Origin of the sequence: Pseudomonas sp. Irchel 3E19 (assembly GCF_900187585.1) — a bacterium.
In the GTDB taxonomy this organism is placed as follows: Bacteria; Pseudomonadota; Gammaproteobacteria; order Pseudomonadales; family Pseudomonadaceae; genus Aquipseudomonas; species Aquipseudomonas baetica.
Genome location: NZ_FYDT01000007.1, coordinates 92,387 through 107,703, shown reverse-complemented (window position 1 = coordinate 107,703; position 15,317 = coordinate 92,387). Strand labels below are relative to the sequence as shown.

Annotated in this window: 11 protein-coding genes; 10 read left to right on the top strand and 1 reads right to left on the bottom strand. The window is 59.8% G+C overall.

The features are described from left to right. The first annotated feature begins 101 nt into the window (after positions 1-101). The 7 genes from CKW18_RS06780 (at position 102) to CKW18_RS06755 (ending at position 8,922) form a co-directional block, all read left to right on the top strand. Positions 102-1,067 carry a FecR domain-containing protein gene (locus CKW18_RS06780; RefSeq protein ID WP_095188045.1) on the top strand — a complete coding sequence of 322 codons (966 nt, stop codon included), beginning with the start codon at positions 102-104 and terminating at the stop codon, positions 1,065-1,067. A 123-nt stretch (positions 1,068-1,190) separates the two neighbouring features. Further along, entirely contained in the window at positions 1,191-3,776 is a 2,586-nt protein-coding gene (locus tag CKW18_RS06775; protein ID WP_095188044.1) for a TonB-dependent receptor, read from the top strand. A 112-nt stretch (positions 3,777-3,888) separates the two neighbouring features. Beyond that, positions 3,889-4,485, top strand: a complete 597-nt coding sequence (locus CKW18_RS06770; RefSeq protein WP_095188043.1) for a biliverdin-producing heme oxygenase — start codon at positions 3,889-3,891, stop codon at positions 4,483-4,485. A gap of 163 nt (positions 4,486-4,648) precedes the next feature. Then, positions 4,649-5,044, top strand: a complete 396-nt coding sequence (locus tag CKW18_RS06765; protein WP_095188042.1) for a YbaN family protein — start codon at positions 4,649-4,651, stop codon at positions 5,042-5,044. A 208-nt stretch (positions 5,045-5,252) separates the two neighbouring features. Next, entirely contained in the window at positions 5,253-6,698 is a 1,446-nt protein-coding gene (locus tag CKW18_RS06760) for a HAMP domain-containing protein (protein WP_371857615.1), read from the top strand. Beyond that, positions 6,628-7,383, top strand: a complete 756-nt coding sequence (locus CKW18_RS31445) for a methyl-accepting chemotaxis protein (RefSeq protein WP_371857614.1) — start codon at positions 6,628-6,630, stop codon at positions 7,381-7,383. The genes CKW18_RS06760 and CKW18_RS31445 overlap by 71 nt, the downstream gene beginning before the upstream one ends. 192 nt (positions 7,384-7,575) lie before the next feature. Beyond that, positions 7,576-8,922, top strand: coding sequence for a CoA transferase (locus tag CKW18_RS06755; protein ID WP_095188041.1), 1,347 nt, complete (start codon positions 7,576-7,578; stop codon positions 8,920-8,922). A gap of 447 nt (positions 8,923-9,369) precedes the next feature. Here CKW18_RS06755 and arcD (CKW18_RS06750) read toward each other — a convergent pair whose 3' ends face one another. Continuing rightward, positions 9,370-10,797 carry an arginine-ornithine antiporter gene (arcD, locus tag CKW18_RS06750; protein WP_095188040.1) on the bottom strand — a complete coding sequence of 476 codons (1,428 nt, stop codon included), beginning with the start codon at positions 10,795-10,797 and terminating at the stop codon, positions 9,370-9,372. Between the two features lie 438 nt (positions 10,798-11,235). On the opposite strand from arcD (CKW18_RS06750), the gene arcD (CKW18_RS06745) reads away from it, so the two are divergent. The 3 genes from arcD (CKW18_RS06745) to CKW18_RS06735 all read left to right on the top strand — a co-directional run bounded on the left by arcD (CKW18_RS06745) (position 11,236) and on the right by CKW18_RS06735 (position 15,136). Beyond that, the gene (gene arcD, locus CKW18_RS06745; protein WP_095188039.1) at positions 11,236-12,663 is read left to right on the top strand and encodes an arginine-ornithine antiporter; all 1,428 of its coding nucleotides are present in this window, start codon (positions 11,236-11,238) and stop codon (positions 12,661-12,663) included. Positions 12,664-12,696: 33 nt separating this feature from the next. Further along, complete coding sequence (gene arcA / locus CKW18_RS06740) at positions 12,697-13,953, top strand: arginine deiminase (RefSeq protein WP_095188038.1); 1,257 nt, start codon at positions 12,697-12,699, stop codon at positions 13,951-13,953. 172 nt (positions 13,954-14,125) lie between these two features. Beyond that, positions 14,126-15,136, top strand: a complete 1,011-nt coding sequence (locus tag CKW18_RS06735; RefSeq protein ID WP_095188037.1) for an ornithine carbamoyltransferase — start codon at positions 14,126-14,128, stop codon at positions 15,134-15,136. The last annotated feature ends 181 nt before the right edge of the window (positions 15,137-15,317 follow it).

Below are 15,317 nucleotides of genomic sequence, written 5' to 3'. Positions count from 1 at the left end.
GCCAGGTTCAACTGCACTGATCATCGGGCTTTGTTACCCTTGCCCGACTTTTACGCTTCACTAAAAAAACAGCCGTGCGCAGACACTGCCGAGGAAACACCGTGACGGACACCCACCGCTCGCCTTCGCCCGAAACGGCGCAGGACGCCGCACTTGCAATGGACCAGGCGCTGGACTGGCTCATCGTGCTCGGCAGTCCGGACCAAGAGCAGACCCGGCAATTCCACGCGTGGCTGGCGGCTGATCCGTTGAATGCCGAGGCCTTCGCCAAGGCGCAGGCGATCTGGGACGGCCCGCAGATCGCCCAGTGCGCACAAAACCTCGCGGCCAAACCTGCGAAAGTCACTGTCCTCAAACGCCTGCGCCCCCACTGGAAACCGCTGGCGACCGCTGCGGTGCTGGTGCTCGGTCTGTTCAGTTTCAGCAATGTGCCGATGCGCCTTCAGGCCGATCATCTGACCGTGGTCGGCGAACGCCAGCGCCTGCAACTGGAGGACGGTTCGAAAGTCCTGCTCAATACCAACTCGGCGTTTTCCAGCACCATCAATGATCAACAGCGCGTTGCCCGGTTGTATCAGGGCGAAGCGTTTTTCGAGGTCGCGGCCAATCGCAATCAACCGCTGGAAATCGACGCCGGCCCGGTCAAGGCCAGCGTGCATGACACCGCGTTCGCCGTGCGCTATCTGGACGGTGTCGCGCAGGTCAATGTGCAGCGCGGCGATGTCGATCTGCGTGCGACCCATAACGATGCTCGGGTTCGCTTGAGCGCAGGGGAAAGTATCCGCATCGGCCCCAACGGTTTCGACCGCCCGGCCAAGCTCGACGCCAATACCGATCTGGCCTGGGTGCAAGGTCGACTGGTGTTCGAGAACTGCCCGCTCAATCAGGTGCTGGCCGAACTGCGCCGCTACTATCCGGGCTGGATCATCAACAACAACGAGCAGTTGGCCGACGTTGCCGTGACCGGCAATTACCGCCTCGATCAACCGCTCGACGTGGTGCGCTCCCTCGCCCACATCACCTCCGCACGCCTGCAGGAATTCCCGGCGCTGGTGATCCTGAACTAAATGAGAATTATTTTTACTCGATAGCGTGAGCGCGTTCGTCTAGTTATAGCCAATGCAATTGATTCGCATCTTCGGACGCGAAATCAGCACCTATAAAGATTCGTGCGACACGGAGCGCTATCGATGTCCTCTCGCCTTACCCGCCAGACTGCTTCCCCTTCCCGCGTATTGTCGCTGCTGACCGCTGCCATCCTGATGGCCGGCAGCGCGCCGCTGCTGGCTGCCACTGAGCAACCGGCGCGCAACATGGGCGATTACTCGTTCGCCATCGGTCAGCAGCCGCTGGTGTCGGCCCTCAATGCCTTCACCGCCGTGACCGGCTGGCAAGTCGGCTTACCGGCAGAACTGGGTCAGGGCATATCGTCGCCGGGCGTACGCGGCTCGCTGCCACCGGAAAAAGCCCTTGAGCGCCTGTTGGTGGGGACCAACCTGAGCTTCCGCAAGCTGAGCAACAACAACGTCGTGCTGGAAAAACGCAGCACCAGCGGCGCGCTTAATCTGGATCAGGTGACCATCAGCGCCACCCGCCAGGAACAGTCGGTGAACAGCGTGCCGAGCACCGTCACCGTGCACAGCCGTGAAGAACTCGATCGCAGCAACGTCAACACCATCAAGGATCTGGTGCGTTATGAGCCGGGCGTTTCCGTCGGTGGCGCCGGTCAACGTGCCGGCATCACCGGCTACAACATCCGTGGCATCGACGGCGACCGCATTCTGACTCAAGTCGATGGCGTGGAAATCCCCAACAGTTTCTTCAACGGCCCGTACGCCAAAAGCCAGCGCAATTACGTCGACCCGGAAATCGTCAAACGCGTGGAAATCCTTCGCGGCCCTGCCTCGGTGCTGTACGGCAGCAACGCCATTGGCGGCGCCGTCAGCTACTACACCCTCGATCCTGACGACATCATCAAGCCCGGCAAAGACGTCGGCGCCCGCCTGAAAACCGGTTACAGCTCCGCCGATGAGAGCTGGTTGAAGTCCGCCACCGTCGCTGGCCGTGCCGATCAGTTCGATGGCTTGCTGCACTTCAGCCGCCGTGACGGTCACGAGACCGACTCCTACGGCAGCAACAATGGCACCGGTCTTGAGCGCACCGCCGCCAACCCGGAAGACGTCAAGGCCACCAACGTGCTGGCCAAGATCGGCTGGAACTACAACGAAGATTCGCGCCTGGGCCTGACCTACGAAAAGTACAAGGATGATCGCGACACCGATCAAAAAAGCGCCTACGGCGGCCCGTACTTCAACGGCGCCCCGACCATTCCAGACAGCATGCTGCCCGGCGGCATGTACCAGTGGCGCACCGGTAACGACACCATCACCCGCGAGCGTTTCGGCATCGAACACAGCTTCGCCCTCGACAGCCTGCTGGTCGACAACGTGAAGTGGAGCCTCAACCACCAGATCGCCAAGACCGACCAGAGCACCGAAGAGTATTACTACCCGATGACCCGGAAAGTGCTGCGTACCCGCGACACGGTTTACGAGGAAAAGCAGTGGGTCTTCGATGCGCAACTGGACAAGGCCTTTGCCATCGGTGACACCGACCACGTGCTGACCTACGGCACCACGATCAAACAGCAGAAAGTCACCGGCTCGCGCAGCGGCGACGGCAAGTGCCTGGCCGTCGGTCGCGGCTGCACCGCGATTGGCGCCACCAGTGTCGCTGACGTCTTGAAAAAGGCCAGCGACTTCCCGGACCCGACCATCAACACCTACAGCCTGTTCGCCCAGGATCAGATCAGCTGGAACGACTGGACCTTCCTTCCAAGTCTGCGCTACGACTACACCCAACTCAAGCCGCACATCACCGAGGAATTCCTCAACACCGTGGCGGCGGATGGCCAGGGCACGGTCAGCGACAAGAACAAGACCTGGCATAAAGTCTCGCCCAAATTCGGCCTGACCTACGCCTTTAACGACAACTACACCTGGTACGGTCAATACGCCGAAGGCTTCCGCACGCCGACCGCGAAAGCGCTGTACGGTCGTTTCGAGAACAACACCACCGGTTACCAAGTGGCGCCGAACCCGGACCTGGAACCGGAAAAAAGCAAAAGCTACGAGACCGGTCTGCGCGGCAACTTCGAGTCCGGCTCGTTTGACGTGGCGGTGTTCTATAACAAGTACCGCGACTTCATCAACGAAGATGCGGTCACCCCGGGTTACAGCGAGCTGACCTTCCAGTCGAGCAACATCAAGCATGCGACCATCAAGGGCGCGGAAGTCAAAGGTCGCTTGAATCTGGATGCGTTCGGTGCGCCGCAAGGCCTGTATACCCAAGGCTCGATCGCCTACGCCTACGGCCGCAACGACGACAGCGGCGAACCGCTCAACAGCGTCAATCCGCTGACCGGTGTGTTCGGGCTCGGTTACGACCAGGACAACTACGGCGGTTTGCTGAGCTGGACATTGGTGAAGAAGAAGGATCGTGTCGACGACAGCAACTTCAAGTCGCCGGATGGCGTCAGCAGCCAGTTCAAGTCACCGGGCTTCGGTATTCTTGATCTGACCGGCTTCTACAAAGTCACCAACGACGTCACCGTCAGCGGCGGCATTTACAACCTGACCGACAAGAAATACTGGCTGTGGGATGACGTGCGCGGTTACGACAGCGTCGGCGAAGCCTCGGTAACGCAACCGGCCAACCTTGATCGCCTGACCCAGCCGGGCCGTAACTTCGCGATCAACCTGATCTGGGACATCTGATCCCGTCTGCCTCACTGCGCGTATTCATACGCCGCGCAGTGAGGCTTTTTTTACTGTCCGGCGCTATCCCGTTCGTCTCGTTATCAAGCGCCTCTTTTATCAAGGACACCCCATGACCACTTCGCAAAAAGCCCTGCGTTCACAACGCCTGAACCAGATCACGCACGAGCCGCACAGCAAGCTCGACGCCCTGGTCAAAGCCCATGCGCCATTCGATACTCGCGCCAACTTCGCCCGGTTTGTGGTGGCGCAATACCTGTTTCAGTCGGAACTGGTCGACCTCTATAACAACGCCGAACTGACCGCGATCGTGCCGGACTTGCCAGCCCGTTGCCGTGCCGAAGCGGCCAAGGCAGATCTGGCGGATCTGGAAACTGAAGTGCCGGCACCTGTGGCTGGCGCGGTGAAAAACCCGAGCAAGGCTCGTGCGCTGGGCTGGATCTTTGTCTCCGAAGGTTCGAAGCTCGGTGCGGCGTTTCTGATCAAGCGCGCCGTGGCGCTGGAGCTGAGCGAAACCTTTGGTGCGCGTCATTTGGGTGAGCCCGAAGGTGGTCGCGCCGAAGGCTGGAAAAGCTTTGTGCGCACCCTCGACTCGTTGCAGTTCAGTGCCGAGGAAGAAGCTGAAGTCGAGCAAGGCGCGATTGACGCGTTCAACCGCGTCACCGTGTTGTTGGAACAGGCTTATGCCACCGAAGCAGAACTTGCCTGAAGCCACACCTATTCCTTGTGGGAGCGAGCCTGCTCGCGAAGACGGCAGCACATTCAACATTAATGTGACTGATCCACCGCTTTCGCGAGCAGGCTCGCTCCCACATGGGAACTGCAACAACCTGTAAGATCTCCATTCCGCTTCATAATCACTCGCTGAGCCCATGCCGCAACCCGCCACCTCAAAAATCGCCCGCCTGCTGTTCGGCCTGCTGGCCTATGTCAGCCTTGGCATCGGCCTGATTGCCATCGTCGTGCCCGGCCTGCCGACCACCGAGTTCATCCTGCTCGCCGCCTGGGCCGCGACGCGCAGTTCGCCGCGACTGAGTGCCTGGCTGGAACACCATCGCCTGTTTGGGCCGATCCTGAGCAACTGGCGCAACGGCAAAATCATTGCGCGCAAGGCCAAGGTCAGTGCGACGGTGAGCATGCTGCTGTGCGCGACGCTGATGTTGCTGATGCTCGATCACGGCTGGCCGGTCTATCTGGCGATTGCCGGGATGAGTTTGGGCAACCTGTGGATCTGGTCGCGACCGGAAACCTTGCCCCCCCCTTCCTGAGCCCGCGTAACACCCCTGAAACTTCTCTGTAATTAATCACCCTTGCAGCACATTCCCCTGCGCAAACGTTTAGCGCTGACCGTTCGTCGGCAACCCGCTCATGCGCCCTCGCTCCGCGCCGATGAGGATTAATGGCGCTGAATGGATTTGGCGAACCGGGTAGTTCATACCCGAATGCCACCCGTTTTATTCATTCGCGAGAACGCCCATGTTCGACTCTCTTTCCATTCGCCTGAAAATCGTTCTGCTCTCTGGTCTATGCCTGCTCGGTGTGGTTGCGCTGATCGTCGGCATGAACATTTACCAGACCAACCAGAACGATAAACTGGTCAGCGACTCCAGCAACAAGTTGCTCACCACCAGTGTGCAGAACCTGCTGCAGGCCAAAGCCGCCGAACAAGCGGTGCGCGTGCAGAAGACCTTTGGCGAAAGCCTGACGGTGATCACCGCGCAGGCCGACCAGATCAAGGACATGCGCGTAATGGCCGCCAAGCGTTCGCTGGACGCCGGTGCCTTGCGTGAAGAGTTGAACCTGAACCTGAAAACCGCGTTCGAGCGTAACGACAAGGTGCTCGGCATCTGGCTCGCCTTTGAACCGAACGGGCTCGACGGCAAGGACAGCGAGTTCGCCAACGACGCGGCGCGCCAGTCCAACGAAGCCGGGCGTTTTGCCAGTTACTGGAGCCGCGCTGCCGGCTCCTCGCTGAACACGATCATGGTCGAAGAAGACATGACCAAGACCACGTTGAGTGTCAGCGGCACGCCGTACAACAGTTGGTACACCTGCCCTCGCGACAACAAACGCACCTGCCTGCTCGACCCGTATGCCGATACCGTCGGCGGCAAGGAAATGCTCATGACGACCATTTCGGTGCCCTTGATCGTCGACGGCAAAGCCATCGGTGTGGTCGGCGTCGATATCGCCCTCGACGCCTTGCAAGCGGCCACCGCGGAGTCCCAGCGCAACCTGTTCAACAACGCCGGGCACATGCTGATTGTGTCCGGCAGTGGCGTGCTGGCGGCCGACAGTTCCGACGCCGCCAAGGTCGGCAAGAAAATCAGCGACACCCTCGGCGCCGACGGTAAGGATGTGCTGCAACTACTCGGCAGCGCCACGCCGAAGATCCTCGAACAAGGCGACCTGATCCGTGCTGTGTATCCGGTCGAACCGATTGGCAACTCGCGCGCCTGGGGCGTGGTCATCGACCTGCCGAAACAAGTGTTGCTGGCCGATTCGGTCAAGCTGCAAGCGGTGCTCGATGACGCTCAGGAAACCGGCGTATTCATGGCATTGGCAGTGGCGGTGGCTGCCGGTCTGATTGGCTTGTTGCTGATCTGGCTCACCGCTTCCGGTGTCACTCGTCCGATCAACAGCGTTGCCGAGATGCTGAAGAACATCGCCAGCGGTGAAGGCGATCTGACCCAGCGGCTCAATTACAGCAAGCAGGATGAACTGGGCGAACTGGTTCAACCGCTTCCTCGACAAGCTGCAACCGACCATCGCGCAGATCAAACAGAGCATCACCGAAGCGCGCGGCACCGCCGACCAATCTTCGGAAATCGCCCGTCAGACCAGCGAAGGCATGCAGGTTCAGTTCCGCGAAATCGACCAGGTGGCCACCGCCTCCAACGAAATGAGCGCCACCGCCCATGACGTTGCCAACAGCGCGTCAAACGCGGCCAACGCCGCCAAGGGTGCCGATCAGTCGGCCAAGGACGGCATGTCGATCATCGAGCGCAGCACCCGCGACATCAATCAACTGGCCGATGAAGTCAGCAAAGCAGTGACCGAAGTCGAAGCACTGGCGGTCAACAGCGAGCAGATCGGCTCGGTGCTGGAGGTGATTCGCAGCATCGCCGAACAGACCAACCTGCTGGCGCTCAACGCCGCCATCGAAGCGGCCCGGGCCGGTGAGAGCGGGCGCGGGTTTGCCGTGGTGGCGGACGAGGTGCGCAACCTGGCCAAACGCACGCAGGATTCGGTGGAAGAAATTCGCATAGTCATCGAGAAGATCCAGACCGGCACCCGTGGCGTGGTCGCGACCATGCATTCGAGCCAGACCCAGGCGCACAACAACGCCGGGCAGATCCGTCAGGCGGTGGATGCGCTGGGCAAGATCAGCGATGTGGTCACCGTGATCAGCGACATGAACCTGCAAATTGCCAGCGCCGCCGAACAGCAGAGCGCGGTGGCTGAAGAGGTTAACCGCAACGTCTCGGCGATTCGGACCGTGACGGAGACGTTGACCGAGCAAGCCACCGAATCGGCAGCGATCAGCAGCCAGCTCAATGCCCTGGCGAGCCAGCAGATGAAATTGATGGATCAGTTCCGGGTATAACAATCCGGCACAAATCCCTGTGGGAGCGAGCCTGCTCGCGAAGAGGTCGTCAAATCCAACACCTTTGTTGACTGACACACCGCTTTCGCGAGCAGGCTCGCTCCCACAGGGGTACGTGTTCTGCCCAGGGAATTTCATCTGAGCTGACATTCTTTTGCACTATCATCGCCCTCTCGCTCCGGAGGGCCTTCGATGACTGATTTACTCACGTCCATTCAAGCCGCACTCGGCTTGCCGCACACGCCTATTCCGTTCACCGCCAGCGGCGCCCTGCCCTCGGCGTTCGCCGTCACCGATCTGGCCTGCGCGAGCATTGCCGCTGCCGGGCAAGCGATCAGCGAACTGATCCAGCAACAAACCGCTTATCTGCCAAGCGTTGAAGTCGACCGGCGTCTGGCCTCGTTCTGGTTCGCCACCTCGCTGCGTCCGATAGGTTGGGAGGTGCCGCCGTTGTGGGATCCGGTCGCAGGTGACTATGCGACCCGCGACGGCTGGATCCGCCTGCACACCAACGCCTCGCATCACCGCGCTGCCGCTGAACGCGTACTGGGCGCCTGTGCCGACCGCGCAGCGATGGCGGCGAAAGTCGCGCAATGGGCGAGCAAGGATCTGGAGCAAGCGGTGGTCGACGCCAAGGGCTGCGCTGCCGAAATGCGCAGTTGGGCTCAGTGGCAACAGCATCCGCAAGGGTTGGCGGTGAATGCCGAACCGCTGGTTCAGTTCATTGATCAGCCGGACGAACGCCGCAAACCGTGGCAAGGCTCAGCGGCGCAACCGCTGGCCGGGATCAAGGTGCTGGACTTGACGCGGGTACTCGCCGGGCCCACCGCCAGCCGTTTTCTTGCAGGGTTTGGCGCCGATGTTTTGCGCATCGATCCGCCGACCTGGAACGAACCGGGCGTGGTCCCGGAAGTCACCCTCGGCAAACGCTGCGCGCGACTGGATCTGCATGATCCGACGGATCGCGCGGTGTTCGAAAACTTGTTGAAGGACGCCGACATTCTGCTCCACGGCTACCGCGCCGATGCGCTGGAGCACCTTGGCTTCGGTGTCGAGCGTCGTCGGCAACTGGCACCGGGGCTGGTCGACGTCAGCCTCAACGCCTACGGCTGGAGCGGGCCGTGGCAGAACCGCCGAGGTTTCGACAGCCTGGTGCAGATGAGCAGCGGCATCGCCGAGGCCGGGCAGCGCTGGAAGCACGCCGACAAACCGACACCGTTGCCGGTGCAGGCGCTGGACCATGCGACCGGGTATTTGATGGCGGCGAGTGCGATCAGCTTGCTGAGCGAGCGGTTGCGCAGTGGTCGCGGAGGATCGGCACGGTTGTCGCTGGCGCGGACGGCGAAACTGTTGATCGAGCACGGACCGGGGACGAGTGAGGCGTTACGAGCGGAGGATGAGCAGGATCAGCGCTTGGAGATTGAGCAGACACCGTGGGGGCCGGCGCACCGGTTGCAGGTGCCGGTGAAGATCAGCGGGACGCCGCTGCAGTGGGCGCTGCCGGCCACCGAACTGGGTTCGCATCACCCAAAGTGGTGATGAACATACGGGCCTCTTCGCGAGCAAGCCCGCTCCCACATTTGACCGAGTTTCTTCTGACGGAACGCGATTGAATGTGGGAGCGGGCTTGCTCCCACATTTGACCGAGTTTCTTCTGACAGAACGCGATTGAATGTGGGAGCGGGCTTGCTCCCACATTTGACCGGGTTTCTTCTGACAGAACGCGATTGAATGTGGGAGCGGGCTTGCTCCCACATTTGACCGAGTTTCTTCTGACAGAACGCGATTGAATGTGGGAGCGGGCTTGCTCCCACATTTGACCGGGTTTCTTCTGACAGAACGCGATTGAATGTGGGAGCGGGCTTGCTCCCACATTTGACCGAGTCTCTTCTGACGGAACGCGATTGAATGTGGGAGCGGGCTTGCTCGCGAAGACGGCCGCACGGACACCTGCGATTCAGGGTCAATCCGTGCGGCTCGTCAATCTCACAACGACAGCACCCCGCTGTACAAACCATAAGCCGCCAACCCTGCCCCAATGATCACAGCGGTAAAAATCCCCTTCTCCACCGGGGTGAACAACGGCTCACCCTGCTCATGTTTGGCCTTGGCAAACAGGATCACCCCCGGCGCATACAACAACGCCGACAGCAGCAAATACTTGACTCCGCCGGCATACAACAACCACACCGCATAACACAGCGCGATGCCACCGATCAGCAGGTCCTTGGTGCGTTCGGCCGAGGCATGTTCGTAGGTTTCGCCGCGCCCGCTCAACAACACCGCGTAGGCGGCCGACCACAGATACGGCACCAGAATCATCGACGATGCGAGGTAGATCAGGCTGGTGTAAGTGCCTGCCGAGAACAGGGTGATCAACAGGAAAATCTGGATCATCACGTTGGTCAGCCACAACGCATTGACCGGCACATGGTTGGCGTTTTCCTTTTTCAGGAATGCCGGCATGGTCTTGTCCCGAGCCGTGGCAAAAAGAATTTCCGCGCAGAGCAATGCCCACGACAGCAACGCGCCGAGTAGCGAGATCGCCAGACCGATACTGATCGCCAGCGCCCCCCACGGCCCGACGATATGCTCCAGCACCGCCGCCAGCGACGGGTTCTGCAAACTGGCCAGTTCCGGCTGGCTCATGATCCCCAGCGACAGCACATTGACCAACACCAGCAGCGCCAGCACGCCGATAAAACCGATCACCGTGGCGCGACCGACGTCACTGCGTTTCTGCGCCCGCGCCGAGTACACGCTGGCCCCCTCGATACCGATGAACACGAACACCGTCACCAGCATCATGTTGCGTACCTGATCCATCACCCCGCCAAACGTCGGGTTGCTGCGCCCCCAGATATCGCGAGTAAAAATATCAGCCTTGAACGCCACGGCAGCGATGACGATGAACATGATCAGCGGCACGATCTTGGCCACGGTAGTCACCTGGTTGATGAACGCCGCCTCCTTGATCCCGCGCATCACCAGAAAATGCACGGCCCACAGCAGCACCGAGGCGCAACCGATAGCGATGGGCGTGTTGCCCTGGCCGAACACCGGAAAGAAATAGCCGAGGGTGCTGAAGAGAAGAACGAAATAACCGACATTGCCCAGCCAGGCGCTGATCCAGTAACCCCACGCCGAGGAAAACCCCATGTAATCGCCAAAACCGGCCTTGGCGTAGGCGTACACCCCCGAATCCAGTTCGGGTTTGCGATTGGCCAGGGTCTGAAACACGAAAGCGAGGGTCAGCATGCCGATCGCGGTAATTCCCCAACCGATCAGAATTGCCCCGGCATCGGCGCGTGCCGCCATGTTCTGCGGCAGGGAAAAAATCCCCCCGCCAATCATCGACCCCACCACCAGGGCGATCAACGCCCCCAGTTGCAGCTTTTGCGTCGGTTGCGACATTCCAGTCTCCCTTTCCTGCTCTGGCACTCATCAAAAAGAGGCGGTTTTTAACTAAACGGATAAAGCGTAAGTACGTTTATTGAATAACGCCAATTAACGCCTTTTATATATAGCCAATGGCGCTAACGCCTAACACGGATAGTCGCTTTTGTGTGCGAATCCTGATTATTCGATTCTGTACTGAAAACAGATGCGGAAAATTTGCCAAAACCTGAAAAAGAACTAGCGTGATAATTCGAAAGTAATAGGAGCCTTTCCCAGTCATATCTGCCAAACGCCTATCGGACGGGCCTTTCAGGCAGCAGCTTTATGCCATCAGGCGCCGCCTAAGTCATTCATTAACAATGGAATGTGCCTATGAACTGATCTAAATCAGTTGTTTGAACAGTCAACAGAACTACGCTGTGAACTCTTCTCTCCTGCAATGGAGTCATGCAAATGTCTGAAGCTCCCGGAAAACTTCGACTAGGTGCACTGGTTGCATTGGTAGTCGGTTCAATGATCGGCGGCGGGATATTCTCTCTGCCGCAAAACATGGCAGCCAGCGCAGACGTCGGCGCGGTACTCATCGGTTGGGCCATCACCGCTGTCGGCATGCTCACCCTCGCTTTTGTCTTTCAAACCCTCGCCAATCGCAAACCTGACCTGGACGGCGGCGTGTACGCCTACGCCAAGGCCGGGTTTGGCGATTACATGGGTTTTTCCTCGGCCTGGGGTTACTGGATCAGTGCCTGGCTGGGCAACGTCGGTTACTTCGTTCTGTTGTTCAGCACCCTCGGCTATTTCTTTCCGGTTTTCGGCGAAGGCAACACGGTTGCCGCCGTCATCGGCGCTTCGGTGCTGCTGTGGGCGGTGCATTTCCTGGTACTGCGCGGAATCAAAGAAGCGGCGTTCATCAACCTGGTGACTACCGTCGCCAAGGTCGTGCCACTGCTGCTGTTCGTTTTGATCGCGGTCTTCGCCTTCAAACTGGACATCTTCACCGCCGATATCTGGGGCGTGAAAAACCCTGATCTGGGCAGTGTGATGAACCAGGTGCGCAACATGATGCTGGTCACCGTGTGGGTGTTCATCGGTATCGAGGGCGCGAGCATCTTCTCGGCCCGTGCCGAAAAACGCTCGGACGTGGGTAAAGCCACCGTGATCGGTTTCATCACCGTGCTGCTGTTCCTCGTGCTGGTGAACGTGCTGTCGCTGGGCATCATGACTCAGCCGGAACTGGCGAAACTGCAGAACCCGTCGATGGCCGCCGTGCTTGAGCATGTAGTCGGTCACTGGGGCGCGGTGCTGATCAGCGTCGGTCTGATCATCTCCTTGCTGGGAGCGCTGCTGTCGTGGGTGCTGCTGTGTGCGGAGATCATGTTCGCCGCAGCAAAAGACCACACCATGCCGGAGTTCCTGCGTAAGGAGAACGCCAACCACGTACCGGTCAACGCCCTGTGGCTGACCAATGCGATGGTGCAGATTTTCCTCGTCATCACCCTGTTCTCGGCCAGCACTTATCTGTCGCTGATCTACCTCGCCACCTCGATGATTCTGGTGCCGTACCTGTGGTCGGCCGCCTACGCCCTGCTGCTGGCGGTGCGCGGCGAAAGCTACGAAGGCTTCGCGGCCGAGCGGCGCAAGGATCTGATTATCGGCGGTATCGCACTGATCTATGCGGTCTGGTTGCTCTACGCCGGCGGTGTGAAATACCTGCTGCTCTCCGCCCTGCTCTATGCACCCGGCGCGATCCTGTTCGCCAAAGCCAAGCTGGAACTCAAACAACCGATTTTCACTAACGTCGAGAAGCTGATTTTCGCCGCAGTGGTCGTGGGTGCCCTGGTGGCTGCCTACGGTCTCTACGACGGCTTCCTGACTCTGTAACCCCTGATTGTTTTGTTATCTGGAGGATCTGAAATGACCACGGAAAAAGTTAAGTACGGCGTCCATTCCGAAGCCGGCAAACTGCGCAAAGTCATGGTGTGCTCCCCAGGTCTGGCCCACCAGCGGCTGACCCCGAACAACTGCGATGAACTGCTGTTCGATGACGTGCTGTGGGTCGCCCAAGCCAAGCGCGACCACTTCGACTTCGTCACCAAGATGCGTGAACGCGGGATCGACGTGCTGGAAATGCACAACCTGCTGACCGACATCGTCGCCATCCCTGAGGCGCTGGACTGGATTCTCGAGCGCAAGGTCACCGCCGATTCGGTGGGCCTGGGCCTGATCAACGAAGTCAAATCCTGGCTGAAGAGCCTTGAGCCACGGCACATCGCCGAATTCCTGATTGGCGGCGTATCTGCTGATGATCTGCCGGACAGCTTCGGTGGCAAGACCATCCAGATGTTCCGCGATTTCCTCGGTCACTCCAGCTTCATTCTGCCGCCGCTGCCGAACACCCAGTTCACCCGCGATACCACCTGCTGGATCTACGGTGGCGTGACGCTGAACCCGATGTACTGGCCGGCGCGCCGTCAGGAAACCCTGCTGACCACCGCCATCTACAAATTCCACCCGCAGTTCACCAACGCCGATTTCGAGATCTGGTACGGCGACCCGGACAAAGACCACGGCAGCTCCACCCTTGAGGGTGGCGACGTGATGCCGATCGGCAACGGCGTGGTGCTGATCGGCATGGGCGAGCGCTCGTCCCGTCAGGCCATCGGCCAACTGGCGCTGAACCTGTTCAAGAACAAGGCTGTGGAAAAAGTCATCGTCGCCGGCCTGCCGAAGTCCCGCGCGGCGATGCACCTGGACACCGTGTTCAGCTTCTGCGACCGCGACCTGGTGACGATTTTCCCGGAAGTGGTGAATCAGATCGTCGCCTTCACCCTGCGCCCTGACGAAAGCAAACAGGGCGGCATCGACATCCGCCGCGAAGAATCGAGCTTCCTCGACACCGTGGCCGCCGCCCTCAACCTGCCGAAACTGCGCGTGGTGGAAACCGGCGGCAACAGCTTCGCCGCCGAACGCGAGCAATGGGACGACGGCAACAATGTGGTGGCCGTGGAGCCGGGCGTGGTCATCGGCTACGACCGCAACACCTACACCAATACCCTGCTGCGCAAAGCGGGCGTGGAGGTCATCACCATCAGCGCCGGGGAACTGGGCCGTGGCCGTGGCGGCGGCCACTGCATGACCTGCCCGATCATCCGCGACCCGATTGACTACTAACTTTTTCTTAATACGACCCGGCGCTGTGAAAGCGTAGCGAGCGAAGGAAAGACAAGGCAAAAACAGGCGAGGAAGCGGAGTTTACTGGTTGTAAATGAGCATTCCGAGCCTGTTTTTAACGCAGTATTTCCGAGCGCAGTAGCTTTCACAGTGTCGGGCAAGGAGATCCATCATGGCTTTTAACATCCACAACCGTAACCTGCTCAGCCTGGAACACCACACCCCACGTGAGCTGCGGTACCTGCTTGACCTGTCGCGCGATCTGAAACGCGCCAAGTACACCGGCACCGAGCAACAACACTTGAAGGGCAACAACATCGCCCTGATCTTCGAAAAAACCTCGACCCGCACCCGTTGCGCCTTCGAAGTGGCAGCCTATGACCAAGGCGCCAACGTCACCTACATCGACCCGAATTCCTCGCAGATCGGCCACAAGGAAAGCATGAAAGACACGGCCCGCGTGCTGGGTCGCATGTACGACGCCATCGAGTACCGTGGCTTCAAACAGGAAATCGTCGAAGAGCTGGCCAAATTCGCCGGTGTGCCGGTATTCAACGGTTTGACCGATGAATATCACCCGACCCAAATGATCGCCGACGTGCTGACCATGCGTGAACACGCCGACAAGCCGATCCATGACATCAGCTACGCCTATCTGGGCGACGCGCGAAACAACATGGGCAACTCGCTGCTGCTGGTCGGCGCGAAACTGGGCATGGACGTGCGCATCTGCGCGCCGAAAGCCCTGTGGCCACTGGATGATCTGGTTGAGCGCTGCAAAAAGTACGCGGAAGAAAGCGGCGCGCGCATCACCCTGACTGAGGATCCGAAAGCCGCCGTCAAAGGCGTCGACTTCATTCACACCGACGTCTGGGTGTCGATGGGCGAACCGGTGGAAGCCTGGGCCGAGCGTATCCAGCAACTGCTGCCGTACCAGGTCAACGCCGAGCTGATGAAAGCCACCGGCAACCCACGGACCAAGTTCATGCACTGCCTGCCGGCGTTCCACAACAGCGATACCAAGGTCGGCAAACAGATCGCCGAGCAGTATCCGCACCTGGCCAACGGCATCGAAGTCACCGACGACGTGTTCGAGTCGCCAGCCTGCATCGCCTTCGAGCAAGCGGAAAACCGCATGCACACCATCAAGGCGATTCTGGTCTCGACGCTGGCTGATCTGTAAGACCGGCCCGCTCCCACTGCCGGAACCGGGCCCTTGTGGGAGGGGGCTTGCTCCCGAAGGCGGCGGATCAGTCGACAATCACTGTTGAATGACACACCGCCTTCGGGAGCAAGCCCCCTCCCACATAGACTCCCGGTTCCGGCAGTGCGATCGAGTCGTTTGCCATTCCTCTGCTTTAGAA

Coding starts and splice junctions, on each gene's coding strand:
- CKW18_RS06775 (WP_095188044.1), top strand. CDS start 1,191: ATGTCCTCTCGCCTTACCCGCCAGACTGCTTCCCCTTCCCGCGTATTG.
- CKW18_RS06770 (WP_095188043.1), top strand. CDS start 3,889: ATGACCACTTCGCAAAAAGCCCTGCGTTCACAACGCCTGAACCAGATC.
- CKW18_RS06765 (WP_095188042.1), top strand. CDS start 4,649: ATGCCGCAACCCGCCACCTCAAAAATCGCCCGCCTGCTGTTCGGCCTG.
- CKW18_RS06760 (WP_371857615.1), top strand. CDS start 5,253: ATGTTCGACTCTCTTTCCATTCGCCTGAAAATCGTTCTGCTCTCTGGT.
- CKW18_RS31445 (WP_371857614.1), top strand. CDS start 6,628: ATGCAGGTTCAGTTCCGCGAAATCGACCAGGTGGCCACCGCCTCCAAC.
- CKW18_RS06755 (WP_095188041.1), top strand. CDS start 7,576: ATGACTGATTTACTCACGTCCATTCAAGCCGCACTCGGCTTGCCGCAC.
- arcD (WP_095188040.1), bottom strand. CDS start 10,797: ATGTCGCAACCGACGCAAAAGCTGCAACTGGGGGCGTTGATCGCCCTG.
- arcD (WP_095188039.1), top strand. CDS start 11,236: ATGTCTGAAGCTCCCGGAAAACTTCGACTAGGTGCACTGGTTGCATTG.
- arcA (WP_095188038.1), top strand. CDS start 12,697: ATGACCACGGAAAAAGTTAAGTACGGCGTCCATTCCGAAGCCGGCAAA.
- CKW18_RS06735 (WP_095188037.1), top strand. CDS start 14,126: ATGGCTTTTAACATCCACAACCGTAACCTGCTCAGCCTGGAACACCAC.